This is a genomic window from Duganella sp. SG902 (assembly GCF_013376005.1).
Taxonomy (GTDB): domain Bacteria; phylum Pseudomonadota; class Gammaproteobacteria; order Burkholderiales; family Burkholderiaceae_D; genus Rugamonas.
Genome location: NZ_JABMJK010000013.1, coordinates 41,334 through 66,975, shown reverse-complemented (window position 1 = coordinate 66,975; position 25,642 = coordinate 41,334). Strand labels below are relative to the sequence as shown.

The following is a 25,642-nucleotide window of genomic DNA, read 5'->3' as shown; positions in this document are numbered from 1 at the left end:
CTGGTCTCGCACTTCCGGGCCTCCTGCATCAACGCCACTAGTTGCATACCTTTCGCCAGCGGTAGCAGGTAATCGTTGTAGTCGATGCGGACGACGCACTGTGGAGCAGATGGTTTGCGTGCGCGGGTCGCCATGATTAAACCGCCGCCATATCGAGGCTGATCGGGCGGTATTTGTCCGACTCTCCGACGCGTTCGTAGATGCGAACGTAAGACTTGCTGCCAGCGACTTGCAGCGCCTCGCCAATCGCGGTCATCGCGCGCTGCCATTCGTCGTCCTGGATGGCCAGGCGGCGCAGGCCCAGCACGCGGCCGGTGTTAATCTTGCCGGCGTTATCGACCTGGAAGGCGTCGTTGATCAGAACTTGGATTTCTGGCTGCGCGCCTTCGCTCCAGCGTTGCAGGCAGGAGTCGATCAAGGCTTTCGCCGCCTGCAGGCGTTCGTCGAACACCAGAGTTTCCTGGATGGCGCGGATTACTTTGTAGCGGCCATCAAACGACACCAGGGTGACGTTGCCTTTCTCGCCGCCGACCTTGACTTCGTATTGCTCGACGCTCAGCTGGACGAACGCTGCGATATCGCGGAAGAAGCGCGCCTTGACCGCTGCGATTTGTGCTGCCAGGTCATTTGCGGTGGTAACGATTTCCTGCACCAGGTTGTCGCGCGCCAGGTCAATCGGACGGATCATCGACTCCGGCACCAGGCGGCCTTGCGCATCGCGCTTGTAGCCCGCTGGGATGGTTTCGTTGTTCTGGATTACTGCGGTCATAGTTGCCTTTCGTGGTGTTAATAGAGCGTTAAATACTGTTGTTTGCTGGAGCGGTGGCGCACTCAGCGACGATCAGCGCGGTGTAGTGGCCTGCCCGTTTATAGTCATCTGCGCGACCGCTGCGGTCGGCGTCGAGAAGCAGTTCCAACGCACGGCCTTTGAGATATCCGATGAACTCGTTGGGGCGAAGCCGGCCACGCAGCAGGCCAATGGTGAGAGCGTCGTCGTCCGAAGCGGAGGGCGTTGCTTCAGTGTGCGAGGCTACGAGTGTCTTATCCGGCTTCGATGCCGTTGCAGCCGCGCTCTGGCGGCGTGGTGCCGTTGGCGCGGACTCCTTGATGCCGATGCTGTAGATATCGTCGTTAAATACGATCTTCCCGCTTTTGATGGCCGACTTGAGCAGTTGTGGAACCGCGTAACGCTGGGTCAAGCCCATGGCGACCTTCAGCGTGTCCCGCGTCGATGGACCATGCTTTTCCAGATGGTCGATTGCCATCTGAACCTTGCTGCGGCTGTCGACCGGAGTGGTGCTAGCAACTATGGCGGCACCTGTGGCCTCGCGGCGTTTAACTGGCACGTCGATCTGCGTTTGCGTGTTCGCGGGCGGTGCGTCCCATCCAAGCGTCTTGATCGGCAGGCTGTACTTCTTCAACGTAAGGCCGTTACCACCTGGCGTCTCCACAAAGCTCAGTCGTTGATCACGAAGCGCCATGACCAAGGTGTTCTCAACGACTTCCAGATCAATGTCCAGCAGGTCGCTGAGCTGCACGGCGCTCAGGCCAGGACGCTTGCGGAGCAAGTCAAAGATTTTTTCAAGATAGTTATTCACGCAATTTCCTTTTTAACGGTTCGTAGTTGTGCTTCTAAAGTCGCTTTGCGTTCCGCCACGTAGGCGCCACGCTGAAAAAACAAGTCCTGGGCGCCACGCCGGCCTTCGTCGACCGCCGCCATGAACTCGGCCAAGGTGCGGCGCCGCACCACCTCCAGCCGTCGCAGTTGCCAAGCGAGATAAGCCGCCTCCAGCTTCAACAGCCACCGCTTCATAATCTTTTCTCCTGGTTAGTTGGTTCGTCATTTTCGGTAGCTGCAATGCAGGTCAGGTCGACGGGTGGTAGACCGTCCAGCTGCATCTGTAGAGCAGTGCCATCGCGCGGGTCAACGTCGTCGTTATCTGGACATAAGACTGGCGCGGGCGTCGGTTGCGGTGCGCCGACTTCTGGCAGTGCCAGGGTTACGGTGTCGACAGTCGCCTGCACCGTCTTCATGCGCTTGCTCGACTTGCTCTGTTTTTCCGTTGACTGCTTCGGCATGTACTCGCACTGTTGACACGCTTGCCAGTGGCGCATCGCTGCCGGGTTGTGCGTCGGTGGTTTGCCCTGGGATATCTCCTCACAGTATTGCGCCGACACTCCTTCGCCCAAATACGGACAAGGCAGTCCACCGAATGCGCCGAGGAACAAGCGCGCAAATTTTTCTGTTCCTGCGGTTCCCTTCCCGTACTCCCCGATGCCGTTAAATACTGCCGACAGCGTTGAGCGACTGACGCCCATCTTTTCTGCTACGCGCGTCTTGTTGCTGGCCTGGACTTCTCGGGTCAGAGAAGCGAACCAGGCTTCCTTCATGTACTCGCAAATCTTCATCAGGTGCTTCCTTCGTGCTGCTCTTAGTCTTCGCTGGTGGGTCGGGCTTCGCTCTTGTTCGGACAGCTTTGGCAAGCGCGCCAGTGCATCATGTGCAGTGGGTTGTGCGTTGGTGCCGCTTTCGTCGAAAAGTCATGACACATCGTCGTCGGCAAGTTCAGCTTGAGATGTGGGCAGGCGACCGCCATCGGGAGTTCGAGCGCGCTCAATACCATTCGCTCTAACTTAGCCATGTCGCCGGGGTACTTTGCCGAGAGAGCCTGGCTGATGGCAGTGCGTGAGTAGCCCACGCGGAGCGCAGCGCGGCCAATGCTCGTCTTGTCCGCTTCGTCGCGCAGCAGTTTCAGCCAGCGTGGATCAGAGGTCGTCATGGTTCTTCTCCGTCTGCTGCCACACCACTTCGTTGAGATTCGGGTCGTAGACGCTCTTGGTTCGCTGAATCATCGGCGGGCGCGGGCCGGTGTACTTGCCTGGAGCAAGGCGATATCGGGCAGCACCGTTAACCATGTTCTTCGCAGGCTTCGTCAGACTGAGATAGCCCGCCGCGTACAGCATGATCACGTAAGCTTTGGCCGTTCCGTCCTTGACCTCCTGCCCGGAAGCGCTGGCGTGGGCGGCTAGCTCCCGATAGTTAAACTCACCGATGATGCGCATGGAGCGCCACATGGCTTCGGTCCCCATGCCTTGCTGCAGCGGCTTGCCGTCCCTGGTCAGGCGTGGTGCCTCAACACCGTTATCACGTACAAGTTTCCATTCATACTTGCGCGGGACAGCGCCGGTAGAAATATCTTTCGCCTCAAGAAAACCACCCAGCTGCAGGGCGTGCAAGTAAGTGTGCAGCGTGCCGACTTCGATGTTCGTTTTGATGCTTAGCTGCTCTGTGGTGAAGCCTTTGTTGATCCCAAATTTTCGGACTTGCTCCCATGCTCGTTGGCGGGAGCCTTTGCCACCGGTCATCTCTACGTGTGCCGGTGCGCGTTTTTTATAGGTTGATGCCATTTGTTTCGTGTTCCTTATGCAGCGCGGCGTTTAGGCGCTTCGCCGGTGTACAGTTCCCGGTCACCCCAGCTTTTCAGCGTCATGCTGGTATCTGCGTTGAGGTTCGCTTGCTCATGAATCAGCGTTAAATTCACGCAGACGCGGCGGACCGAACCATTCGCCTGTGCGACGATATGGGTGAGCAAGTCAGGTGCGATTTCAATGCCAGGGCAGTAGATCGGCGCCAGCTTCTCGGCATCATCGACCGAGACCGGCATTGCGGGAATCCACGCCATCACGCGACTGTGAAAACGCTCCCACTTCTTGAGGTTGTGGGGGAGCATTTCTTCGCCAACCAGGATCAGCGTTCCTTGACTGCCTTCGTAAATGTCGCGGACCAACTCGACCATGCTGTTGGAGCGCAGGCAAAAATCGAACTCGTCGATGATCAGGGGGCGCCGGCTGGCGGCCAACTGTTCGCAGATTTGATCCAGCATGCCGGCGATGGTCGACATTGGCTTGATGCCCATCTCAAACAGAATCTTTTCGAGCATCGCCTTACGATTCCAGGCGCTCTTAAGCTGGACGTAGTAGCCGCGCGCCTGGTTGGCCAGGGCGGAGCATGCGAACGTCTTACCCCGGCCGGCCTCGCCGTAAATCACGCCCATGCCTGGCAGGCCGTCTACTCGGTTAAGCAGCTTGTCGGCTGCGATGGCGATCAGGTCCAAGTTAGAGATTTGAGCTACTCGATTGACCATGGGATTGATGTTTGTCATAATTTCACGCTTTCTTGGTGTTCGCGCTGCTGGCGGCAGCGCGGGTTATCAGGCTGTTTTCTTGCTATAGACTCGGAACTCGGAGGTGGCCGTGTACGACTGCCTCCAGTTTTTTTGACGCTCGCTCAGTTCTCCTTCCTCCATTTTTGAAATGCGTAGCCATTCGGCATAACGGTGCTGCGGCTCGGTTGGCGCTGCCCACTCGGGAGCGACTGATACTTCCCTTACTTCGACTATCTCTGCGTCCGCATGCACTGCTGGTGAAGCAAACACAAGGTCGCGTGCGCGTTGCGCCAGTTGGTCGCGGTCGATGTTCATGAAGCCAGGTATGTGCACGCTTTCCATGTTCTCCAGCGCAGGCGCACCGCGCCGCTCCAGTTGCACTTCCTCCAGCTTCGTTTCCAGGCGCCGTTCCCTGCCTGCCGCGCGTTTGTCGCGTGCTTTGTCGACTGCCGACGCCGGCATGTAGGCCCGTTCGTTCGCGTTATGCTCAGCGGTGCAGATGAAGCGACCATCCGCGTCGTACACCCACACCTTAGATCCATCGTGTATGTCATAGCCGATGGCCAGTTGTTCGCCGTGGAACTCTTCCAGGCTTCGTGCGAAATAGCGATTGCCAAACAACTCGATTTCAGCGCGGCGAACGGTGCGCAGCTGCTGCGGTCGGAACAGCGGGCGTGCCTCGTCATCCGTTACCACGGAAGCCTGGAACCCTTTGTCCACCGCCAGTTGCCACGCCTCGTCTGGCGTCATGTGGCGCTTGCGACCGTTGAGCGGGTCGACAATCTTCGGGAGAGAACGGTGAGGGCGGCTGTTGTATTCAGACGCCTTACCGTCGCAGAACTCCAGGAAGCTTGACCAGGCCATCAGCGGCATCGCAACCGCGCCACCGGAAGCCGTACGCGCTATTGCCTGGCGTGACAGCTTGTGGATCACCTGGGAGGCCTGGCGGTCCATGTCGCGCCCCATGTAACCTGGCACTTCCTTGGCCGCTTTCACCCAAATCGTCTGGTGCAGGCGCTCGATCACGCCGCGCGCCTGCGAGTTGTACGGGATGCTGTTGTGCATCTCGGTGCCAAGCCGGCCAAGCAAGCCGGTGGCGCTATCTGTCATCAACTGGTTCTTGTAGCCCGAGCCGTTGTCGACGTAGAAGATCGCTGGAATCCCGGATTTAACGCTTGCGTGGCGCAGCGCATCCAAAACGGCGAAGGCGCTCTCGGCCAGCCCTACCGACCAGCCGACCAAGCGGCGCGTTGCAATGTCCACGACACTGGTTATCTCAGGCCTGAATGGCCGACCGTGGAGTGGATGCTGAACCTCCGCGTCGAACGTGTGACCGTCCGCGCTGTAGATATCGGTGGGCAGCAAATCTTTAAAGCTGCGGCGGATGAAAGGCCGGATCGTTTTGAGTTCGCGGTCGCCCATGCGCCCCATTTCCAGCGAGACTTTGCCCACTTTGTCGAGGAAGCGGCGGACCTGCCAGATACTCGGCAGCTTGTCGAGACCTTGCGCCGGTGCCAGGCAGCAGAAAGTTTCATAGGCATGATTCACCGTCGGCTTTTCTGGTTTCTGGTAGCACTCCATGAACAGTGGCGCCCAGGCTGGTACGGTCATGTCGCGTTGCTGGAACCTCGGCGCCAGGGAGCCGGCACGGTCATACTCCACGAAGCGCAACAGGCTACTGACCGATGGCAGGCCGGAAGCGCTTGGACGCCCACGTCCATCGCGCGCAGCGCGCAGCATGTTGCTCAGCTGCGGGGGCGCATCACCTCGTTCTGCCATCTCCAGCAAAACGCGCGCGGCTTTCTTCATCGCATAGCCGGACTTAGCCATCAGGCCGTTTAACGCGGCCAGGACTCCTTTGCGGGCATCGGCAACCAGGCTTTGGTTGAAAGTCATAGCGACCGGCGCGGGATGGTGTGGCTCCCGCGTGACAATCTCGGTTGACATAGTCGCAATTAACCTCGTCGCAGCCGTACGTTCGATTTGCCGCATGATTTCGCTTGGCAAAACGTACTCCCGGCGGACACCACCCTTGCCGGTGGTTTCTTGAAACTTCCACCCCTCGCGTTCTGCCTTGACATGGATCGCAGCGCGCGTCGTGGGCATACCAGGCAAGGCGAATGCCAGTAATTCTGCGACACCATAACGCTGTTTGATCTGAGTGGATTGCATTTATGCAACTCCGCCCGAAGCGGCAACACCCCTAGTCGCGATGCAACGCAGAAGCGGTGCGAACAGGCGTTTTTGGTAACGCTGAGGCCAAATTTCCATCGCGCTAATGCCAATTGCCGATGCAATGATCTGTTCGCCCTTCGGGTATGGGCGATCCAAAGCGGATTTAAGTGTGCCTGCGTTCAATCCACTTTGACGCGACAGTTCGCGCAAAGACCACCCTTTTTTGTGCAACGCCGCAACTACATCTGCCCTATGCCAGTCTGCCGAACTGGCGGTTTTTTGGTTCGTAACTTCACTCATGGGATACTCCTATGTGGTAATGCCATGAGTGAATTCTAAGTGTATTTTAGTGAGTGGTAAAGATGAATTCACTAAAATACAGTTGCCGAATATGCCATTTATGCGTTAAATTTACATATCCGATTGATTTTAAAGAATAAATTTCTAATGGTTTTGTGACATCCAACCGTATGTTTTTGGAATTCACTTCACCGCAGGGAACTGAATTGTGGACAAGTTGTTATCAGCAAGTGAAATCGCGGCGTTAAAGCTTCCTGGCGTGCCAACGACTAGGGCGGCGGTCAACGTCATGGCGAAGCGTGAAGGTTGGGAGTATGAGACCGTCACTGGAATAGGCGGCCATCGCCGTGTCTTTCGTGTGCCAGCTAAGTATCTGGGCGGAAGCCAGTCTCAAGCGTCTGCAGAGCAGTTCGATAGCGCCAAGATTGCTGGGGCGGTCGCTGGGGGCAGTAGTCAAGTGGACGTGCGCAAGCTTGAGCTAGCGATACGCGCGGTGGATGAATGGGAGCGCACCAGGAATGCGACTATCGCGGCGGAACGGCGTCCGGCAGTCATAGCTGTTCTATATGAGTTCCTGGTTAGGTCAAACGGCCAGGAGGACGCGCTGGACGTAGTGCTTCGCGCCCTCGGATAGTGACAATTGGTGAGAATTCAGAAATAACTGTCTTGTTACAATCGTTACTTTGAGTAAACGTTAGTTGCAATGAAGACATTTGAAGAAAGAAGTTTGCTGGACGGCCTGATCAACCTGCTAGATGAGGCGGTCAGTTTTGGGACCAATGCGGTGCGCACATCGTGCCTGACTTGGCTATCAGGGATAAAACGCGGCCAGAGTGCAAACGAGGCGAGCTATTCCCACAGCCAAACGGGCATTAGGAACTATCGAAAGCGTTCCAAAAAAATCGCAAACGTGCTCACAATGCACTCAATCTTAAGCAGAAAGTTTCAAAACGCGTTAAGTGAGGAAATCGGCGCGGCGGCCGCATGGTTGCTGGGTTTGTGGCCGAAATGCTCCGATAACTCGGGTGTCAAAACGGTCACTCCCCCACACTTGCCAGCACTGTCGGGTCCTATGAAGAGATTTCACACATTGCCTTGAGTTTGCGGAAAAAGCTCTTAATGTCTTCCGGAATCTCATTCTTTTCCATCTGTTTCGCAACCTCATCACGCGAACAATGAAACTGTTTCTCGACTGAGTTTGCAGCTTCCATCATTATCTCCTTCCCGTGCGCATCTCTAATTCCCATCGCAACATCGCTAGCAGTAGCATCGTCCGGGATAGCAATTGCATGTTCCGCAAACAGGTCCTTTACCGCCTGCTCGCTCTTTCCCGAGCTTCTAGCGATCGCAGATACCGAAAAGAGGTAATTTTCGATATGCCGTCGACGCCACTTTAAAGCAATATAGCCGACCTGAGCTTTAAACCCGATATCGACTAGCTCAGAGTCCACTGAGTTATCGGCCTCATCGTCACGATCACGTACACTAATAGCCATTAGGTCAGGTATCTCAGCCTTAAGCTGACGATACAATTGCCACCGCTCCGAATGTTTTCCAGTCCAGTACCACGATACCAAGTTCTTAGGCCACTCCTCACCAAGTCGTTCGCACAGAATCCTCAGAAAGCGCTCATCGCTCACGCCCTCAACAATTAGCATTTTTTTGTATTGGATTAGAGCATGAAGCGATGGGGTATGCGCGGCACCGATCCCGGCCAGAACGCCAATCTTTGCGCCATCATCACCCAAATAACGTCCCGATTTTCCTTTCTTAAGAGCTAGAATTTTGTCGAACTCATACCCCCTAATTAATTCTGTCGAGTGCGTGGCAAGCAATATTTGCTTTTTCTTGTCATCAGCGATCTTACTCAGCCGTGATACAAGCTGCTGTTGCAGCATTGGATGCAGATGAGCATCCGGCTCATCAAGCAATACGACATCAATATCAGGAGAGAGAGCCAGTGCGTAAACACTCAGCCACTGGAGAAAGCCGCTTCCCTCGACCATCAGATCACGGGATGAATAGCTCGGATACCGCTTAAACTGCCCTTCAGAAATCTCACCCTTCACTGATTCGACTCTTAGATAACTATGATATCTCTCATTAAATGGAGTAATTCGTAACTCGGTGCCGAAGGTTTCTTGAAGCGCCTTCTGCAAAAGCTCCCAAGGATCAGTTTCTCGGAGCCGTTTCAAATCAGAACTCTTAAGCTTAGACTGCTCGCCTCTTAATCGATTACGCTCCAGTTTGTTCGCTTCGTGCAAGTCAAATACAGCGTTCCTAATTACGCCACCAGACAGCCCTTGGCCGATAAGCCGCGTTCGCATAGCAGGTGTCAAACGGGTTTCGCGATCTGTTATGCCGGCGAAAGGCGGCATATAAGCCACGCTTGGTACTACACCCTCGATGGGATATCCGTTCTCGTCCTGCAACTCTGAAAGGACCAGATTAGTTGCAGTGGTTTTAATAAACAAACGGTCGTTGGCCAAGGACATACCAATTTCCAAGTATTTTTCGACACCATCAGCTGAATCCCACGTCACGCGGATCTTTAACGTGTAGCCATCCTGCTCCTTATCCTTTTGGGACTTTAGATTCGTCCAAAGGTGAGCGAGAGATGGGACGTTTAGAGGGGTAAAGTCAACAATACCCAACCCTACACCCTGAACGTTCGAATTCAGGGCCCAAGCCTTTCTACCTTTTTCGATCTCTAAGATTGTCTTGCAAAATTGCTAAGTAGCGATCGCTTGGAGTATTGAGGATTTCCCCGAATTATTCCCCCCGACCACCAAGGTCAGGCCCTCCCGAAGGTCTATCTCTGAGCTTTTAAATTGTTTGAACCGCCATAGGCAAACGTTCTTGATCTGCATACCGATGTTGAGGCCAGAGTAAGTAATAAATTGATATTACAGCATTGATTGCTATTGCAAAACATTTATTCCCTAATACTCCTGACACCGCCTGCACCTGACTGAGTAGCCGCGCCGAATACGACACCAGCTACCAAAGCAGTTACCCGGTTGACACGGCTACTGTCCCGTCTCACCGCCACGGCGACCGGAAATGGACCGGAGAGGACCACCTTGGGCAGGTGAAACAGTTCGCCTCGCAATGCGCCACACGCTTTCTCCAGCAATTAAGCAAGAGAGCCTTTGCCACAGCCAGAACCACGGATTCGAACTCCGCATCTCCAAGCTAGTGGCGCGGGTTGCGATCACGCAAGGCAATTTGAGCGGGCGCGGCATATCCTCGGCCGATACTCACGCCCCAAGGACGACGAAATGGAACCTGACACCACCAACGAAGACAAACTACTGTTTGAGCGCACGATGAAATCGCTGGAAGCCCAGATTTCCAGCGCGGGAGCGCATCTCACGATAGACACCCGGGCACGTTCGCTTTATGCCCAAGAGATCAAAAACATGTCCGAGAAATTGCGCGCTGATGCGATTGCACGCAGGATCACTTGGTCCGCTGCGGCGCGTGAGGCGCAGGAAACCCGAAATCTCATCATGGGAATCATCCGGGCGCGCAGCACACCTGTTGGTCGTGCCTTCGCCGAACACTTGAAACAGAAGGGGTATTCCCTGAACCAACTGATCGCTCTCAAGACTGCAGAGCGGCACGGTGAACACGTCGTTTTCTCCCGCCTATCGAACGCCAAACAAAACGCGATTTATGCGAGCATAGTTACATCGGCTGGCAAATCGAATGCAGTCGTCACGCGAGCGATGGCGAGGCTCACTTATGCAAGCCGCGGACTGCTGTTTGTGGCGATGGCCTTGTCCATCTACAATGTGGCCACTGCTTCTAATAAATTCACAGCGTTTCAGAAAGAACTGGCCATCAACGGTGCAGGTATCGCCGGCGGCATGGCCGGCGGCGCGGTAGCAGGTCTAGCCTGCGGCCCTGCTGCTCCGGTTTGCGTTACGGTAGGGGCGTTTGTAGGCGGCGCACTTGCAGCATTTGGCACGAGTTTTATTTGGTAGGCGTTTATGAGATTGACACATGCCCCGGATTACTCGATCAGGGTAGTCACGCCGTCCACATCAGACACGATACCGAAAAGCGAAATCCTGATTGCTGGCGTGCCGACCGGGAAAATCGTCGATGGTGCGGTGTTTGAAGCAGCATTGCGATGGCACGAATATACCCTGCTGTTCTTGACCGACGATGTCCCGTTTGAGGAGACGCTGAACATCTATTTACTGGATGCGGCGCTTAACATCGTAGATTGGGCGCGCATGTACTTCATGTACGCTACGGGTATCTTCTCAGATCTCGATTTGACGCAGGAGAACACGGTTCGCTTTTGTTTTTTTGCCGAGAAAACCTGGACACTCAAGCTGTTTCCTGAGAAGAAATTTGCGCTCCCGCGCATCTCCGATCCGATAGGGGTGAGTCGGCCGCTAAAGTTCTTCCGTATGTTTCAGCTGGATAGCAGCCCGCTGCCTCAAACGTCGCAGACTGTCGTCTGAAAAAAAAACGGAGGCGCGCGGCCTCCGTTATTCACATCAGGGACGTGGGGCTTAGATACTTAGTTGCTGTACAGCAGACCGCGGGCGACGCCATTGACGTAGATGCGGCCATACGTGTTCCAGTCGCCCACCACCACGGCGTTGCCGCCGAACTGGTGCGCGTCATCGTTGAAGCGCGACCACGTTGCGCCGCCATCGTCGGAGCGGTAGATGCCCCACTGGCCGTTGATCGTGCCTTCCACATAAACCGCTGCCGAGTACGACGAGCCGGTTTGCGCCTTGCCCAGCGTGATATTGGTGGCGCCCAGCTTGCCGTTGACGGTGGCAAAGGCGGTAAGCTTGGTCCAGGTCGCGCCCGAGTCCAGCGAGTGGTACACGGCGTTGCCGTCGGCCAGCCAGATGTCGCCCTCGGCGTTCGGGTTGACCACCATCGACGTGTCGCCCCAGGCATTCCAGGCGAGGTTCGCGTTCACCGAGCCCTGGCTCAGCGTGAATGTGTGGCCGGCGTCGGTCGAGACGTAGACCTTGCCAGGCTGCCAGCTCCACGGTGCGCCGCCCGAATCGAAGGCGTAGACCTTGTTCGGGTTCTTGCGGTCCACCGCCAGGCGATAGGCGCGGAAGAAGCCGTTCCAGGTGGCGGTGAAGGCCGGCAGGTTGGTTTGCGTCCAGCTCGCACCATTGTTGGTGGTGTACGACGGCACCCAGTCTTGCGGCGCCCAGACCAGGTTGTTGCGCGACGTCACCGCCACGCTCTGCACCTGGCTGCCGCTGGTCGAGCCGCCAGCCGGCAGCGACGCGAACTGCGACCAGCTATTGCCCGAGTCGCCGGACCAGAAGCCCTTGACGACGGCACCGTTGGCATTGTCGACGCCGGTGACGGCAATGTAGGACGGATCGGCCCACGCCAGGTCGGCCGCGTTGCCGCTGCTCCATCCAGGCATCGGCGCCCGCGTCGGCCGCGTTGCCAGGTCGGTGATCACCCACGCGCCGATGTCGCCGGCGGCGTTGATCAGCTTGTACTGCGCGCCGGCCGGCGGGGCGACGGCGAACAGCGTGGCGGTCTCTTCCAGGTTGTCGACCTTGGGGCTCCAGGTCGGCGTGGACGACGAGGCGTTCGTGGTTTCGCAGATGCCGCCGCCGTGGACGTGCATGATGTGGTCGCGGTTGGCCGGGTCGATCGTGACGCTCTCGATCCAGCCCCGGCAAGTGTCGGACGTGTGCGGCATGTTGGCCGCGATTTCGCGCCAGGTGCCGCCGCCGTTGTCGGACATTTGAATTTGCTTGCTGGTGTCGCTCCAGCCGGTCATGCCCACCGCAATGCGGGCGGTCGAGCCGCTGCCGTAGACGGACAGGCCGGCCATGCCCATGCTGGTCGAGCTCAGGAGCTGGGTCCAGCCGCTGCCGTTGCTGGCGCCGAACTTGTAGAGATAGCTCGGGCCGCTGCCGCCCTGCACCTGGGGCGCGGTCGGGCGGAACGTCATGTAGAAGGTGCCGTCGGAGGTCTTCACGACGTGCGGGATGTCGTAATTGGCCACGTTGGACGGGACCGCGACCGGCGCCCAGGTGGCGCCGCCATTGGTGGAGCGGTACAGCGTCGAGGTCAGGCCCGCGGCCTGGGCGTAGTCGGAGGCGACGGTGGCCCAGATGATCCAGGTCGGCTGTCCGGTCCCCTTGAACGGGGTATCGAACACGATTTGCTCGACGCCGATCGGGGTGCCGCCGCCGGTCATGGTGGTGCTCGAAAAGCCCGTGACCTGGTTCCACGTGTGGCCCGAGTCGGTGCTTTTCCAGATGCCGGCCTTGCGCGAGCCGAACATCAGCGTCGATGGATTCTGCGGGTCGACCGCCAGGCGTTCGCCGTAGCCGCGGGCGTTGTCATTGCCGCCCACCGCGAACGGCAGCTCGTACCAGCTCCAGGTGTTGCCGCGGTCGCTGGAAATGTAAATGCGGCCGTGGGCGTCCTGGCCCACGGTATCGCCGGTCATCATGTAGACCAGTTGGTCGTTGTTCGGGTCGAGGGCGATGCTCTCCACGCCGTGGTAGCGGCCTTCTCCGGCGCCGAATCCCTGGCCGTCGGTGATGGGGGTCCAGGTCGAGGTGGTGGCGTCCCAGCGGTAGGCGCCGCCGACGTCGGTACGCGCGTACAGCAGGCTCGAATTGACCGGGTGGTAGATCGTGCCGGTGACGTAGCCGCCGCCGCCCCACTTCACGCTGGTCCAGCTGGCGGCCGCCGGGCCGGCGAGGGCATTGACGGTCACCGCGCCGGCGAGGAGGCGGTCCGGCGCGCTGGCGGTGGTTCCGCTATCGCCGCCGCAGCCGGCCAGTAAGCCGGCCAGTAAGGCCGGTATAACGATGAACTTGTTATTTTGTCTCATGAGGGTTACTCCTCCATATAGATTGCCTACAAACGATCTTGGGTATCTTTCGGGTGAAGATGTGCTGCTGCGGCAGTGTGCGGATATGGGAAGGCCCCTGCAATACTTAAAATCATCAAATGACTGAATAAAATTTCACAGCCCACTTGCAAGGCAAGTTATCATTCAGATATGATGCGATTTCATCGAATAAACATTCGTTGCGAGAGATTAAACTTATGTTTCTTCAAGCATCTCTGCCGTGTGTGGCTAGCGTTCAATTCGTTATTTCGGCGTAGGCGGACGGTTCGCCGATGCGGTAAAGCATGCGTTCTATGGGTTCCGGCCTTCGCCGGAACGACGCTGTTTAATTGAGCGGGATTAACGCACCTCGCGGGAAGGTGCTCTGTCGATCAGAACAGCTCGGCCGTCCAATCGGCGAACGCTCGCACCGCCGGCGAGAGAAAGCGGTGATGGGGGTAGACCAGTGATACCGGCAACGGTGCGGGCCGCCGATCATCCAGTACCTCGACCAATTCTCCGGTCCGTAAATGTTCCGTCACCAGAATCTCGGCCAACTGCATCAGGCCGGCGCCATCGAGGCCCAGCTTGATGTACATGCCGGTCTCGTTGACCGCTACCGTGCCAGGGACCTCAACTGAGACGCGCTCTCCGTTCTCCGTGAAATGGAGCTGGCTTCCTCGCCGCGCCGTGCCGGAAAAGTAATGAACGGCCCGGTGTCGGTGCAAATCCTCCAGCCCGGCCGGAATACCTTTTTCGTCCAAGTAGCTTGGCGCCGCGCAGGTGATCCAACGCAGCTCGCCCAAGCGGCGCGCTACCAGCGTCGAGTCATGCAGCACGCCCGCACGAATGACGCAATCGACACCCTCTTGTATCAAATCCACCTGACGATCATTGATGCCGATCATGAGGTATATGTCGGGGTAGCGCCGCTGGAATTGTGCCAGCTTCGGCAAGATAACTGCATGCGCAATGCCACCAGGCATATCCACCCTCAGCCGCCCGTGAGGACGCTCGGAAGAGCCGTGCAAGCTGGATTCCGTGTCGTCGATAAGGTCGAGTATCTCGCGGCAGCGGTAGAAGTAACGCTCGCCTTCTGGCGTCAAGCTGAGGTTTCTGGTGGAGCGGTTCAGCAGGCGTATCTGCAAATGTTTTTCCAGCCTTTTTATGATGCCCGTGACTGATGACGCCGGTAAACCCAGGGTCTCCGCCGCACGGACAAAACTCCCGCTTTCGACCACGCGAAGAAATACCTGCATTGCTTGTACGCGATCCATGCGTTGTCCTGACAGCGATTGGGAAAACGGCACTATAACTCAACATTGTTCGCATTTTCCGCATGCTTAAAACCGCAAAAGCTACTTTTTCCGCATCGCTGCATTCGCTAAAGTGCGGCCTCATATCCAAAGGAGGAACTGACTATGTCTCAAAACATTCTGGTGCTCGGAGCAGGAGAACTCGGCTTGCCGGTATTGCGAGGTCTTGCGCAGCGCGCAAAGGAAATCGACGGTGTGAAAATCAGCGTGCTGTTGCGCGCAAGTGCGGTTGAGTCCAGCGCACCAGCCAAGCAACGTGATATCGCGGAGATCCGAGGTCTGGGGATCGAGATCGTCATAGGCGATCTTGTGAAGAGCTCGGTCGACGACCTCGCAGGCGTATTCGGGCGATACGATACGGTGATCGGCTGCGCTGGCTATGCGGCGGGAATTGACACCCCAATGAAATTGGCTCGCGCCGCCTTGAAGGCGCGAATACCAAGGTATTTTCCATGGCAGTTCGGCGTCGATTTTGACGTGATCGGACGCGGCAGTCCGCAGGATATTTTCGACGCCCAGTTGGACGTGCGGGAACTGCTGCGCGGTCAGCAGCAGACTGAATGGGTCATTATCTCGACCGGGATGTTCATGAGCTACCTGTTCGAGCCTGAATTCGGGGTTGTAGACCTACAAAACGACGCCGTTCACGCCTTGGGCAGCCTCGACACCGCCGTCACGTTGACCACTCCCGATGATATCGGCACGCTGACTGCCGAGATCGTTTTCACCAAACCTCGCATCCGGAACGAGATCGTTTATCTGGCTGGCGATACGGTGACTTACCGAGAGGTCGCCGACAAGCTCCAGGCATCCCTCGGCCGCCCCTTTAGCCGTTCGGAGTGGGACGAAGAGTACTTACTGGCCGAGCTGGCGCGAGACCCGCACAACATGATGCGAAAGTACCGTGCGGCTTTCGCTCAAGGCAGGGGCGTCGCCTGGGATAAATCGCAAACGTTCAATAGTCTGCGTGCCCTCCCAGTCACCGATGTCGGGTCATGGATCAATGAGAACCTTATCTCCGTGAGCAGCGGGCAATCGTGGCCTTGCCTGCTTAGATCTGAACGATATCGCCCGCACGGATAAAGGCAGTACCAAGAGCGACGCCCAAACCGATGGTGGAATCTTTTTGTTTTCCGCACGTCGCCACGCATTTGCGCTACACTGGATTTATCCAATTCGAGCAACGGTAGGCTCCAATGAGCACTTTACCAAACGTGGGCGAACGCCCCATGGTCAATAGTTCAGCATCCCGCTTAGAGCAGGAGGAACGTCGTCGTCGTCGCATCGCTGCGCTAAAAGCCGCCGAAGGTCTTTGGAAGCATCGCACCGACTTGCCGAAGGATGGCGTAGAGTACCAGGAACAACTGAGGGCCGAATGGCGTTGATCCTGTTCGATACAAATATTTTCATCGACATGCTCAACGGCGTGCATGCCGCCACAGTGGAACTTGGACACTACGACGAACCCGCGATTAGCGTTATCACCTACATGGAATTACGTTCTGGGGAAATTTCCCACCCGTCAGACAAACCCATTCTCGACGCGGTGCTCAGCGAGTTCACAGTGCTTCAGCTAGACCCGCAAATTGTTGAATATTCAATTGCCATACGAGGAAGCGGCTTAGTCACACCGCCAAAAATTAAACTGCCCGATGCAATCATCGCGGCAACAGCCCTCTCATATGGTATCCCCTTGGTAACGAGGAACACTCGGGATTTCACCAGTGCTCGCATCGCAATCCACGTTCCTTACGATTACGACTCCAACACGGGCACCACGTCCAACATTCAAGCACCTTACTCCGTTCCAACGACAGCGGGCGATCCCCCACTTCCACGTATCCCGTAAAAGCGCCTGTCAACCGGCGCAAATATCAGCGATGGCATTACAAGGCTATTGGGCGCGCTTTGTTCGTACAGGTTCCACCGAGCTTGTGCTTATAATCGGAGATGATCAAACCTTTCTTCCTCATCGGCGCACTCGTTTGCTGCACGGCGCTGGCGCAGGCTGACGCGCCTGTCGCGCGCGCCAACTGGGCGGTCGCCCGCGCTGGCGACCGTGTCTACACCTTCTTCGGTCTCGGCCCCGGCAAGACGCACGCCGACATCGAGCGCGATGTCCATGCGCTTGATTTGCGCTCGGGGCAATGGCGCAAGGTGGGCGACATTCCGGTCGCGCAAGGCCGCCTGGCCAGCGCCGCGCTCACGGTCGGCGGCAAGGTCTACCTGATTGGCGGCTACACCGTGTCGCCCAGCGGCGAGGAAGTCTCCACACCCGAGGTGATGCGCTTCCTGCCCGACAGCGGCCGCTTCGAAACGGAAACCACGATGCCGGTCCCGGTCGACGACAGCGTCACCATGCCGTGGCGCGAGCGCTGGATCGTGCTGGTCAGCGGCTGGCACGACCAGGCCAACGTGGCCGACGTTCAGCTCTACGATACCCAAACCAAGCAATGGCTAGCCGCCACGCCCTACCCCGGCGCGCCTGTATTCGGCCACGCCGGCGGCCTCGCCGGCGACACCATGGTGATCTGCGACGGCGTCACCGCCGCAAAGGGCGCCGATGGCAAGAACGCGTTCGCCATCACCAACGCCTGCTGGCAAGGCACGCTCGATCCGCGGCAGCCGGCCCGCATCGGTTGGCGCCAACTGCCGGCCCATCCCGGCACCCCGCTGTACCGCGCCGGCGCGGTGGGTGACGGCGGCCGTATCGTGTTCGCCGGCGGCAGCGGGCGGCCCTACAACTACAACGGCATCGGCTACGACAAGCTGCCTGCCGAGCCGTCCGATGCGGTGTTCAGCTTCAACCCGCAAACGCAGACCTGGCAGCGGCACGCGCCGCTGCCGCAAGCCGGCATGGACTTCCGTGGCCTGGTCCCGCTGGGTGACGGCGCCTACGGGCTGTTCGGCGGCATGCGCGCCCATCAGCAGGTCAGCGGCGGTGTGATCCGCTTTACCCTGCCCTCCCCGCCTTGATGCGCTTTGACAACACCTGTGTTTGTTAAGCCAGCCATCCCGTGTATTGTGGAGTCATTGATGTAGTTTAATTTTCAAGATGACTCTGTTAATTTCCCAGCACCGCCGCGCCGGCTGGCTGCTCGCCCTGGCGGTCGCCACCTGCTATCCCCTGCCTGCCGCCGCCACCCAGCCCGAGGACGAGGACCTGGCCCTGTTCGGCATGGACCGCTTCGCCATCAGCCTGGCCACCGGTTCGGCCCAGCCGCTGCGCCGCGCGCCGGCGGTGGCCTCGGTGGTGACGGCCGAGGATATCGCCGCCATGGGCGCCACCGATCTCGATCACGTGCTGGAAACCGTGGCCGGCATCCACGTCACGCGCGGCGCGCCGATGTATGCGCCCAATTACGTGATACGCGGCATCGGCGCGGGCGGCCCCACCAATCCGCAGGTGCTGGTGCTGCTCAACGGCCTGCGCCTGAACACCGACTACAACGGCGACAAGGGCAATATGTGGATCAGCATGCCGGTGACCAATGTCGCCCGCATCGAAGTCATCCGCGGCCCCGGCTCGGCGCTGTACGGCGCCGACGCCTTCGCCGGCGTCATCAACATCATCACCAAGACGGCGGAACAGATGCCGGGGCTGCGCGTGGGCGCGCGCGCCGGCACCTTCCAGTCGCGCGAGGCGTGGCTGGAATATGGCGGCAAGCGGGACGAACTCGGCATCGCCGCCTATCTGCAGGCCGGCCGCACCAACGGCTCCGACCAGCTGATCAAGGCCGATGCGCAAACCCTCAACGACAGCCGCTTCGGCACCCACGCCAGCTACGCGCCCGGCCCGCTGAACGTCGGCTACAACGCCTTCGACGGCGGCCTCGACCTGACTTACCAGCGCTGGCGCTGGCGCACCAACCTCAAGTGGCGCGGCGATGCCGGCACCGGTCCCGGCATCAATTCCGCGCTCGATCCCAACCACAAGACCCGCAGCGGCACCGCGCTCAGCGAACTGGCGTGGAGCGCGCCCGACTTTTCCGACAACTGGAGCGTGGGCGGCTCGCTCAGCTATCTGTTCTTCACCGAGCAGTCGCCGGACGGCCTCGGCCTGTTTCCGGCCGGCGCGCGCATCGGCCCCAACCTGTTCCCGGACGGGATGATCGGCGGCCCCAGCCGCTGGGAGCGCAATCTGCGCGCGGCCGTGCACGCCACCTACAGCGGCTGGAACCGCCATGCGCTGCGCGTCGGCGCCGGCCACGACGACCTGTACCTGTACCAGGTCAGCACCATGAAGAACTTCCTCCTCAATCCGGCCGGGGTGCCGATCCCGACCGGCCCGGTGATCGACTACGGCGCCATCCAGCCGCACATCATGCCGCAGCGGCGCAAGATCAACTACGCCTACGTGCAGGACGAATGGCAGTTCGCGCGCGACTGGGCGCTGACGGCCGGCGTGCGCCACGACGATTACTCCGATTTCGGCGGCACCACCAATCCGCGCCTGGCGCTGGTGTGGGACGCCGACCTCAACCTCACGGTCAAGCTGCTGCATGGGCGCGCGTTCCGCTCGCCGAGCTTCAACGAGCAAACCGGCATCAACCCGGTCAACATGGGCAACCCGAAGATACAGCCGGAAACCATCGCCACCACCGAGGCGGCGTTCGCCTGGCAGGCGCGGCCCGAGCTGTCGGTCAACCTGAGCCTGTACCGCTACGCGATGAAGGACCTGATCCGTTCGACCGCCAATCCGGCGCCGGCGCCGGGCGCGACCTACCGCAACAGCGGCAGCGTGGACGGCAAGGGAGGCGAGCTGGAGCTCGCATGGGAGATGGACAAGAACCTGCGCTGGCTGGCCAACTACGCGCGCCAGCACGCGCACGACCCGGCCACCGGCAAGGATCCCGGCTACGCGCCGCGCCACCACGCCTACACCCGCCTCGACTGGGGTTTCAGCCCGAGCTGGCAGTTCGGCCCGCAGCTGAACTGGGTGGCTGGCCGACGCCGCGCGGCCGGTGACGCGCGCGCGCCGGTCGCCGATTACAAGACCGTGGACGCCATCCTGAGCCGGCAACTGCCGCACGGCGTCACCGTGTCGGCCACGGTGCGCAATCTGTTCAACGCCGATGCGCGCGAGCCCAGCTTGTCGCCGGGCCTGGCGCTACCGTTCGACATCCCGGTAGCGCCGAGGACGTTGGCGCTGCAACTGAGCGCCAAGCTGTAACGCGCGCTTAGAACGCCGCCCGCAGGCCGATGCTGACACGGCGGCCCACATCTTCCAGCGTCAGGAACTGGCTCTCGTTCAGCGCGTACTCGTGGGTGCGCTGGTTGCTCAGGTTGATGACGTCGGCGTAGAGCGACAGCGTCGGCGAGAGGTTGTAACGCAGGCTGGCGTCGGTCTGGCCGTAGGCGGCGCGGTTGCGTGGCTGGGTGCTGCCGCCGCCGCAATCGATGGAGAAGTGATTGCGCCAGTTGTAGCTCACGCGCGCCTGGAACTTGCTGTTCTCATAGAACACCGAACCGTTGTACGACTGCGGCGACAGGCCTGGATAACCGCACGCCGGGGTGCTGTTGTCCTCGCGGGTGGCGCTGGCGTCGACGTAGGTGTAGTTGGCGGTCACGCCGAAGCCGCGCAGCCATGGGACGGCGGTGTCGAAGGCGTACTGGCCGGCGATCTCCACACCCTTGATTTTGCCCTTCTGGCCGTTGCGCACGCGGCTGTCGTGCACCACTTCGTCATACTGCGGAATCTTCATGTCGACCAGGCGGGTCTCCAGGAAGTCGCGCACGTTCTTCTGGAACACGGCCGCGCTGACGTAGTTGGTTTTCGACAGGTACCATTCCCACGACAGGTCGTAGTTGTTGGACTTCATCGGCTTCAGGTAAGGGTTGCCGCCGCCGGTCTGCACGTCGCCATAGCGGCCGCCGTACCAGTTGTCGACGCCCATCTGGCTCAGCGTCGGACGGGTCTCGGTTTTGGACGCGGCCAGGCGCAGCAGCATGTCGCTGGTCAGGTCGAACTTGATGTTGGCCGACGGCAGCACGCTGTTGTAGCTGTTGTCCACCGTGTTCACGGTGCTCGGGCCATAGTTCAGGATGTAGGTGGTGTCGTTCGGGCTCTTGGTGGCCGACAGCAGCACGCGGCTGATACCGATCGAGCTCGACTTCACGCGCACGGCGCGCACGCCGGCGTTGGCCGACCAGCCCTCGCCTTCCCATTTGCTGTCGACGAAGATGCTGGCGACCTTCTCCTTCACGCCCCACATCGATGGCAGCGTGTAGTCGATGGCCATCGGGCCGTTCGGATACTTGGTGGTGTTGAGGTACAGCGCCGGATCGTTGGACTGCGCCAGGATCGAAGGCTGGTTCAGGTAGTTCATGTAGCTGTACGGATTGAAACTCAGGTAGGCGTTCGGCATCTGCACGCCGTTGCCCATGAAGTTGTCAATCGGCGTCACCGTGAACAGCGACGATGGCAGCGCCAGGTGGTAGCCGCTGAACGCGTTCCAGGCGTCGTTCTTCCACTCGGTGCGGTCGACGCTGCGCTGCGAGTAGGCCATGCCGGTGTCGAGGCCCTTGAAGTAGCCCCAGTCCTGCGCCCACGACAGGTTCAGGCGGCCTTCGTTGAGCTTGTCGTGGTTGCGGATGTCGCCGTTGGAGACGGCGTGCGCGCGCACGGCGGTCGGGTCGGCGATGCCGTCGCCAAACGTCAGGCCCGGCGTGCCGTTAAAGGTCAGCACGTCGCCGTTCTTCGGCACCATGCCGGCCACCACCCACATGTCCGGCGAGCCGGAGGTGGTGCGCGAGGTCGAGACGTCGCCTTCCAGTTTCCAGTCCGGCGACAGCTTCCATTTCGAGTTCAGGCCGAACGCGCGCGTGGTCGACAGGCGGTCGCCGCCCTTGACGATCATGTCGTTGGAGTTGGCCTCGCCCAGCAGCGTGCCGGGACCGGCGATGGCTGGATTGTTGGCGTAGAAGATGGAACCGGGACGCAGGAAGCTGGTGATCTGGTTGTTGCCGTTGTATTTCACGCCCAGCTGCACCGGGTTGTTCCAGTCGCTGAAGGCGATCACGTCGTTGCGCTGGTCGAGGTGGGAATACAGCGCGTCGGCGGTCAGCTTCCAGTCCGGCGTCGGGTTGTACTGCACCGTCAGGTTGCCGACCAGGCGTTTGCGGCGCTCGTTTTCCTGCTGGTAGCCGAAGCTCTGCGGAATGTACAGCTTCTTGGTGGTGACGTCGGCCATGGTCAGGCCCTTGGAGTTCAGGTCGCCGTTGATCATCGACACGTCGCGCAGGTTCCAGGCGTCGGTGATGGCCTTGTTCTGCTTGGAGGCGCGGTCGGTGTACGACAGCGAGGCGGTCACGCCGAAGGTGCGCGCCTCGTTGGCGAACGAGTACATGCCGCTGATGTTGGGGGTCTTCTTCTCCGAGTTGGAGTCGTAGGCGCCGGACACGTTGACCACCGAGCTGTGGCCCACCTTGCCGGACAGCGGACGCGCGGTCTGGATGTCGACGGTGGAACCGATGCCGCCCTCCGGCAGGAAGGCTTGCGAGGTCTTGTACACCAGCGCTTTCGAGATCAGGTCGGACGACAGCAGGTCGAACGAGAATTCGCGGCCGCCGGTGTCGCTGGTCATGGTGCGGCCGTTGACCAGCACGTTGTTGAATTCGGGGCCGAGGCCGCGCACCGAGATGTAGCGGCCTTCGCCGTTGTTACGCTGGATCTGCACGCCGGTCACGCGCTGCAGCGATTCAGCGATGTTGGTGTCCGGGAATTTGCCGGCGTCTTCGGCCGACACGGCGTCCACCACGCCATCCTGCAGGCGCTTGGTGGTGAGCGAGGAACTGAGCGAGGCGCGGATGCCGCTCACCACCACGGTGGCGGAAGGATCGACCTCAGTGGCCGTCTGCGCGTGGGCGCCGGCCATCAGGGCGAGGTCGGCAATGAGCGCGGCTAATACCGTTTTACGGAGGGTTGTCCGAGTCGTTTTCATGCTATCTCCAGTGTGTAGTTATAGGTTTGACTTCGTGCGCTGCTTGGTACGTCAACTGCTTTCGCCAATCTTAAGCCGCACACAACAATGCCAATCTATTATTTCTTTACACAAAGGGATTCCAAATTCATATAACGCGGACGCGCGCCCCATAAAAAAACGCCAGCATAAGCTGGCGTTCAATGTGCTGCGGATTGTTGTTTTTAAGCTTTGCGGCGGCGCGCGGCGTAGCCCAGCAGGGCCAGGCCGCCCAGCATCATGCCGTAGGTGGCGGGTTCCGGCACCGGCGAGGTGAAGCTGCTCGCGCCCGTGTAGATGCCCATGTTGGAGAACTTGGCGATGCTGGCCGGGTTGTTGGCGTTGTTGATCCAGTTTACGGCCCAGTTGCCTTGCAAGGTCGAGCCGGCTTTCACCACCTGGTTGTCGAACAGGAAGCTGCCGACGCCATTGCCGGCGTGCAGCGACAACACCAGGTCCACCGTCAGGTTCTTGCTGGCGTTGGTGTTGGTGATCGACCAGGTGCCGCTGTAATCGTTGGTCTTGCTGAAGCTGAAGGTCAGGCCATCGCCCAGCAATTTATCGACCAGCGAGCCGTGATCCACGATCGCCGCGCGGTTCCAGCTCGAGGTGCCGGTGAGGGCATTGGTGAAGGTGCCGGAAAAGCCGGCGGTCGACTGGATCGGGTTGATGTTCTGGTCCAGGACCAGGGCGAACTGATCCGAGAAATCCTTGGTGCCGCCCACCGTCAGCGAGGCGTCTTTGTAGCTGGAGGTACCTGCGGCGGAGCCCGGAGGCGCCGCGTGAGCCACTGCGCCAGCCAGGCAGGAACTCAACAATGCGATTTTCATGAAGTTTTTCATACGTACCCCAGTTATATTTCTAAAATGAAATTTTATTTTCTTTTAAACCATGGAACGTACGATATCACGCCATGCGAAATGCATGCAAGAAATATATTAACTCGTTCCCAAAAACAACGGAATATTAGCGTTTTGGCTTCGCTTTGACGGCGTTGGCGGCGTCGTAAATCGTTTTCGCGTCCTTGTGCGCCTGATCGATGGTGCGCAGTTTCTTGTCATCGTCGTGTTTGACGAAGAACTCGTTGTCCTGGGCAGCGACGACCAGCTTGACGGCGGCGGCCTCGTCCAGGCCGTATTTTTCGAAGATCAGCGTGGTGACTTCGTCGAGGTATTCTTCATAGGTCATGCGACCCTCCGTTCAAAAGGAGGGATTATCGCAGCGAAACACCGTTCAGGCGAGCAGGCAACGGCGCGGACGTGACCAGCTGACCGGTGAACAGCTGCATCACGCGGCCCAGCGGCTCCTCCACCCAGCGGTGGAACAAGGCCCCGGCCGCCAGACTGCCGCCCCACGCCGCCAGCATGCCCAAGGCCTGCCATTGCGGCGCGAGCGGGACAAAATGGCTGAAGGCGGCGTTGACCAGCAGGCACACCGGGAAGTGGATCAGGAACACCGAATAGGAAATCTTGCCCATGCCGTGAATCGCGCGCCAGGCCCGCGCTTCCGACGCGGTCTTGATGCGGCCGAACAGGAACAGCACGCAGGCCACCACAGCCGCCAGCGCGATGCGGCTGCGGAATTCCAGCAGCAGGCCAACCACGGCCGGCAGCAGGGCCATCAGCAGCAACAGCACGGCGAAGCCGGGCTTGCGGCGCGGATCGCTGGCCCACCAGGCCATCACGCCGAGGCCGTAGCTGCCGAAGAAATACGGCGCCCAGTTATCCCACTCGGCGTACAGATTGAAATGCAGCAGCGACAGCGTGATGCCGAACGCCGTCACCATCGGCATCAGCCAGGCCACCGGTCGCTTGCCTTCGCCGATGCCGGCCATCCACAGCGCCAGCACCAGCAGCGCGTACAACTGGAAATCGATGGCCACATACCAGGCGCCGGCCGACACCGCCGGATAGCCCAGCACGCCGTGCAGCAGCAAGGCGTGCGCGGCCAGCTGCGACCAGGTGGCCGGCGCCGAAATCGAGTCATGTATCATCCAGCGCGAGGCCAGCGCCGAGGCCAGCACCGCGATCAGCGTGGCGGCCAGGAACGGCGGCGCCAGCTTGGCGTAGCGACGCCAAATCGCGCGCAGCGGATCGGCGTAACCGGCACGGCCGGAGGGCGCCAGCGACTTGGCCGCGAGGAAACCGCCGATCACCAGGAACACCTGCACGGCAATGCGGGCGCTGCCGCCGAGCCAGTCGATCAACGAGGGAAACAAGGTGCGTGCGTGGTCGGACATCGGGCCATAGAAAGCCAGATGGTGCAAAACGATCAGTTGTGCCGCGCCCGCCTTCAGCAGATTGATCAGACCAAACTGCGACGGGGCCGGCTTATCCGCGCCATGCGTCACTGCAACTTCTTTCATTACCTCATTCCTCTTTCGTGAAGGGCGCTATGATAGCCGAGGTTGTGGCGTATGTGGCGCGCGGCAGAGCGCGGCCCTTGAACTTTCCGCCAAGCAGCAGTAAAATGTTGGCCCTTGGGTCGTTAGCTCAGCTGGTAGAGCAGCGGACTTTTAATCCGTTGGTCGCAGGTTCGAATCCCGCACGGCCTACCAAGATTCAATAGAAAAGCCAGCCTTCGGGTTGGCTTTTCTATTTCTGCTTCGCGGTGCGCACGTAAAAGCCGGGCGGCTTGCGCGCCACCCACTCGATGAAGGTCCGGATGTCCGGATGCGCGCGCAGCGCCTCCCAGGTGTGATAGTGCCGCAGCAGCTCGCGCTCGCTGAACACCGAATGGATCTTGCGGTGGCAAATCTTATGAATCGGGAACTGCTCCCTGCCCTTGAACGTCTTCGGCACCAGATGATGGCGGTCGATATTGACCGTCCCCAGCTCGCGGCCGCACAGCGGACAAGGTTCGCCTTCCATG

24 protein-coding genes and 1 tRNA gene are annotated in these 25,642 nt (G+C 59.5%); 7 read left to right on the top strand and 18 right to left on the bottom strand.

All coding sequences use genetic code 11. The features are described from left to right. Window positions 1–136 precede the first annotated feature (136 nt). The 11 genes from FHW83_RS23580 to FHW83_RS31385 form a co-directional block, all read right to left on the bottom strand. Window positions 137–769 carry a DUF3164 family protein gene (locus FHW83_RS23580; RefSeq protein ID WP_176648807.1) on the bottom strand — a complete coding sequence of 211 codons (633 nt, stop codon included), beginning with the start codon at window positions 767–769 and terminating at the stop codon, window positions 137–139. A 28-nt stretch (window positions 770–797) separates the two neighbouring features. Further along, window positions 798–1,598 (bottom strand): hypothetical protein, encoded by an 801-nt coding sequence (locus FHW83_RS23575; protein WP_176648806.1) that lies wholly within the window; start codon window positions 1,596–1,598, stop codon window positions 798–800. After that, window positions 1,595–1,813: a hypothetical protein gene (locus FHW83_RS23570; RefSeq protein WP_176648805.1), complete on the bottom strand. Its 219-nt coding sequence runs from the start codon at window positions 1,811–1,813 to the stop codon at window positions 1,595–1,597. Before FHW83_RS23570 ends, FHW83_RS23575 begins: the two co-directional genes overlap by 4 nt. Next, entirely contained in the window at window positions 1,810–2,409 is a 600-nt protein-coding gene (locus FHW83_RS23565) for a helix-turn-helix transcriptional regulator (protein WP_176648804.1), read from the bottom strand. Before FHW83_RS23565 ends, FHW83_RS23570 begins: the two co-directional genes overlap by 4 nt. Window positions 2,410–2,432: 23 nt before the next feature. Beyond that, entirely contained in the window at window positions 2,433–2,780 is a 348-nt protein-coding gene (locus FHW83_RS23560) for an XRE family transcriptional regulator (protein WP_176648803.1), read from the bottom strand. Beyond that, window positions 2,767–3,408 carry a hypothetical protein gene (locus FHW83_RS23555; RefSeq protein WP_176648802.1) on the bottom strand — a complete coding sequence of 214 codons (642 nt, stop codon included), beginning with the start codon at window positions 3,406–3,408 and terminating at the stop codon, window positions 2,767–2,769. The genes FHW83_RS23560 and FHW83_RS23555 overlap by 14 nt, the downstream gene beginning before the upstream one ends. A gap of 14 nt (window positions 3,409–3,422) precedes the next feature. Then, complete coding sequence (locus FHW83_RS23550; RefSeq protein WP_176648801.1) at window positions 3,423–4,163, bottom strand: AAA family ATPase; 741 nt, start codon at window positions 4,161–4,163, stop codon at window positions 3,423–3,425. A gap of 48 nt (window positions 4,164–4,211) precedes the next feature. Beyond that, on the bottom strand, window positions 4,212–6,338 hold the full coding sequence (locus FHW83_RS23545) for a Mu transposase C-terminal domain-containing protein (RefSeq protein WP_176648800.1): 2,127 nt from the start codon (window positions 6,336–6,338) through the stop codon (window positions 4,212–4,214). Further along, a complete protein-coding gene (locus FHW83_RS23540) occupies window positions 6,339–6,641 on the bottom strand; it encodes a helix-turn-helix transcriptional regulator (protein ID WP_176648799.1) in 303 nt (100 codons plus the stop codon). 1,070 nt (window positions 6,642–7,711) lie between these two features. Further along, the gene (locus FHW83_RS23535) at window positions 7,712–9,136 is read right to left on the bottom strand and encodes an AAA family ATPase (protein ID WP_218106424.1); all 1,425 of its coding nucleotides are present in this window, start codon (window positions 9,134–9,136) and stop codon (window positions 7,712–7,714) included. Between the two features lie 237 nt (window positions 9,137–9,373). Further along, on the bottom strand, window positions 9,374–9,511 hold the full coding sequence (locus FHW83_RS31385; RefSeq protein WP_176648797.1) for an AAA family ATPase: 138 nt from the start codon (window positions 9,509–9,511) through the stop codon (window positions 9,374–9,376). Window positions 9,512–9,922: 411 nt separating this feature from the next. Here FHW83_RS31385 and FHW83_RS23525 point away from each other — a divergent pair, with 411 nt between their 5' ends. Both FHW83_RS23525 and FHW83_RS23520 read left to right on the top strand, forming a co-directional pair. Next, complete coding sequence (locus tag FHW83_RS23525; protein WP_176648796.1) at window positions 9,923–10,630, top strand: hypothetical protein; 708 nt, start codon at window positions 9,923–9,925, stop codon at window positions 10,628–10,630. Window positions 10,631–10,636: 6 nt separating this feature from the next. After that, entirely contained in the window at window positions 10,637–11,119 is a 483-nt protein-coding gene (locus FHW83_RS23520; protein WP_176648795.1) for a hypothetical protein, read from the top strand. A 59-nt stretch (window positions 11,120–11,178) separates the two neighbouring features. Here FHW83_RS23520 and FHW83_RS23515 read toward each other — a convergent pair whose 3' ends face one another. Continuing rightward, on the bottom strand, window positions 11,179–13,494 hold the full coding sequence (locus tag FHW83_RS23515) for a sialidase family protein (RefSeq protein WP_176648794.1): 2,316 nt from the start codon (window positions 13,492–13,494) through the stop codon (window positions 11,179–11,181). Between the two features lie 392 nt (window positions 13,495–13,886). Continuing rightward, window positions 13,887–14,771, bottom strand: a complete 885-nt coding sequence (locus FHW83_RS23510) for a LysR family transcriptional regulator (RefSeq protein WP_176648793.1) — start codon at window positions 14,769–14,771, stop codon at window positions 13,887–13,889. A gap of 144 nt (window positions 14,772–14,915) precedes the next feature. Here FHW83_RS23510 and FHW83_RS23505 point away from each other — a divergent pair, with 144 nt between their 5' ends. The 4 genes from FHW83_RS23505 (at window position 14,916) to FHW83_RS23490 (ending at window position 19,983) form a co-directional block, all read left to right on the top strand. Further along, entirely contained in the window at window positions 14,916–15,893 is a 978-nt protein-coding gene (locus FHW83_RS23505) for an aromatic alcohol reductase (protein WP_176648792.1), read from the top strand. A 292-nt stretch (window positions 15,894–16,185) separates the two neighbouring features. Further along, a complete protein-coding gene (locus tag FHW83_RS23500) occupies window positions 16,186–16,659 on the top strand; it encodes a PIN domain-containing protein (RefSeq protein ID WP_176648791.1) in 474 nt (157 codons plus the stop codon). Window positions 16,660–16,760: 101 nt separating this feature from the next. Continuing rightward, the gene (locus FHW83_RS23495; RefSeq protein WP_176648790.1) at window positions 16,761–17,786 is read left to right on the top strand and encodes a galactose oxidase; all 1,026 of its coding nucleotides are present in this window, start codon (window positions 16,761–16,763) and stop codon (window positions 17,784–17,786) included. Between the two features lie 79 nt (window positions 17,787–17,865). Then, complete coding sequence (locus FHW83_RS23490; protein ID WP_176648789.1) at window positions 17,866–19,983, top strand: TonB-dependent siderophore receptor; 2,118 nt, start codon at window positions 17,866–17,868, stop codon at window positions 19,981–19,983. Between the two features lie 7 nt (window positions 19,984–19,990). On the opposite strand, the gene FHW83_RS23485 is transcribed toward FHW83_RS23490, so the two are convergent. The 4 genes from FHW83_RS23485 to FHW83_RS23470 form a co-directional block, all read right to left on the bottom strand. Continuing rightward, window positions 19,991–22,753 carry a TonB-dependent receptor gene (locus FHW83_RS23485; protein ID WP_176648788.1) on the bottom strand — a complete coding sequence of 921 codons (2,763 nt, stop codon included), beginning with the start codon at window positions 22,751–22,753 and terminating at the stop codon, window positions 19,991–19,993. A gap of 203 nt (window positions 22,754–22,956) precedes the next feature. Then, on the bottom strand, window positions 22,957–23,601 hold the full coding sequence (locus tag FHW83_RS30900) for a PEP-CTERM sorting domain-containing protein (RefSeq protein WP_229224329.1): 645 nt from the start codon (window positions 23,599–23,601) through the stop codon (window positions 22,957–22,959). Window positions 23,602–23,737: 136 nt separating this feature from the next. Next, the gene (locus FHW83_RS23475) at window positions 23,738–23,959 is read right to left on the bottom strand and encodes a hypothetical protein (RefSeq protein ID WP_176648787.1); all 222 of its coding nucleotides are present in this window, start codon (window positions 23,957–23,959) and stop codon (window positions 23,738–23,740) included. 25 nt (window positions 23,960–23,984) lie between these two features. Further along, the gene (locus tag FHW83_RS23470) at window positions 23,985–25,136 is read right to left on the bottom strand and encodes an acyltransferase (RefSeq protein ID WP_176648786.1); all 1,152 of its coding nucleotides are present in this window, start codon (window positions 25,134–25,136) and stop codon (window positions 23,985–23,987) included. A gap of 116 nt (window positions 25,137–25,252) precedes the next feature. On the opposite strand from FHW83_RS23470, the gene FHW83_RS23465 reads away from it, so the two are divergent. Continuing rightward, a tRNA-Lys gene (locus tag FHW83_RS23465) sits at window positions 25,253–25,328 on the top strand. Window positions 25,329–25,365: 37 nt separating this feature from the next. Here FHW83_RS23465 and FHW83_RS23460 read toward each other — a convergent pair. Next, window positions 25,366–25,641, bottom strand: a complete 276-nt coding sequence (locus tag FHW83_RS23460; protein ID WP_176648785.1) for a hypothetical protein — start codon at window positions 25,639–25,641, stop codon at window positions 25,366–25,368. Window position 25,642 lies beyond the last annotated feature (1 nt).

Bases quoted from the DNA above. Each gene is read 5' to 3' on its own strand.
- FHW83_RS23580 (WP_176648807.1), bottom strand. From the start codon at position 769: ATGACCGCAGTAATCCAGAACAACGAAACCATCCCAGCGGGCTACAAG.
- FHW83_RS23570 (WP_176648805.1), bottom strand. From the start codon at position 1,813: ATGAAGCGGTGGCTGTTGAAGCTGGAGGCGGCTTATCTCGCTTGGCAA.
- FHW83_RS23565 (WP_176648804.1), bottom strand. From the start codon at position 2,409: ATGAAGATTTGCGAGTACATGAAGGAAGCCTGGTTCGCTTCTCTGACC.
- FHW83_RS23560 (WP_176648803.1), bottom strand. From the start codon at position 2,780: ATGACGACCTCTGATCCACGCTGGCTGAAACTGCTGCGCGACGAAGCG.
- FHW83_RS23555 (WP_176648802.1), bottom strand. From the start codon at position 3,408: ATGGCATCAACCTATAAAAAACGCGCACCGGCACACGTAGAGATGACC.
- FHW83_RS23550 (WP_176648801.1), bottom strand. From the start codon at position 4,163: ATGACAAACATCAATCCCATGGTCAATCGAGTAGCTCAAATCTCTAAC.
- FHW83_RS23545 (WP_176648800.1), bottom strand. From the start codon at position 6,338: ATGCAATCCACTCAGATCAAACAGCGTTATGGTGTCGCAGAATTACTG.
- FHW83_RS23540 (WP_176648799.1), bottom strand. From the start codon at position 6,641: ATGAGTGAAGTTACGAACCAAAAAACCGCCAGTTCGGCAGACTGGCAT.
- FHW83_RS23535 (WP_218106424.1), bottom strand. From the start codon at position 9,136: ATGTCCTTGGCCAACGACCGTTTGTTTATTAAAACCACTGCAACTAAT.
- FHW83_RS31385 (WP_176648797.1), bottom strand. From the start codon at position 9,511: ATGCAGATCAAGAACGTTTGCCTATGGCGGTTCAAACAATTTAAAAGC.
- FHW83_RS23525 (WP_176648796.1), top strand. From the start codon at position 9,923: ATGGAACCTGACACCACCAACGAAGACAAACTACTGTTTGAGCGCACG.
- FHW83_RS23520 (WP_176648795.1), top strand. From the start codon at position 10,637: ATGAGATTGACACATGCCCCGGATTACTCGATCAGGGTAGTCACGCCG.
- FHW83_RS23515 (WP_176648794.1), bottom strand. From the start codon at position 13,494: ATGAGACAAAATAACAAGTTCATCGTTATACCGGCCTTACTGGCCGGC.
- FHW83_RS23510 (WP_176648793.1), bottom strand. From the start codon at position 14,771: ATGGATCGCGTACAAGCAATGCAGGTATTTCTTCGCGTGGTCGAAAGC.
- FHW83_RS23505 (WP_176648792.1), top strand. From the start codon at position 14,916: ATGTCTCAAAACATTCTGGTGCTCGGAGCAGGAGAACTCGGCTTGCCG.
- FHW83_RS23500 (WP_176648791.1), top strand. From the start codon at position 16,186: ATGGCGTTGATCCTGTTCGATACAAATATTTTCATCGACATGCTCAAC.
- FHW83_RS23495 (WP_176648790.1), top strand. From the start codon at position 16,761: ATGATCAAACCTTTCTTCCTCATCGGCGCACTCGTTTGCTGCACGGCG.
- FHW83_RS23490 (WP_176648789.1), top strand. From the start codon at position 17,866: ATGACTCTGTTAATTTCCCAGCACCGCCGCGCCGGCTGGCTGCTCGCC.
- FHW83_RS23485 (WP_176648788.1), bottom strand. From the start codon at position 22,753: ATGAAAACGACTCGGACAACCCTCCGTAAAACGGTATTAGCCGCGCTC.
- FHW83_RS30900 (WP_229224329.1), bottom strand. From the start codon at position 23,601: ATGAAAATCGCATTGTTGAGTTCCTGCCTGGCTGGCGCAGTGGCTCAC.
- FHW83_RS23475 (WP_176648787.1), bottom strand. From the start codon at position 23,959: ATGACCTATGAAGAATACCTCGACGAAGTCACCACGCTGATCTTCGAA.
- FHW83_RS23470 (WP_176648786.1), bottom strand. From the start codon at position 25,136: ATGAAAGAAGTTGCAGTGACGCATGGCGCGGATAAGCCGGCCCCGTCG.
- FHW83_RS23460 (WP_176648785.1), bottom strand. From the start codon at position 25,641: ATGGAAGGCGAACCTTGTCCGCTGTGCGGCCGCGAGCTGGGGACGGTC.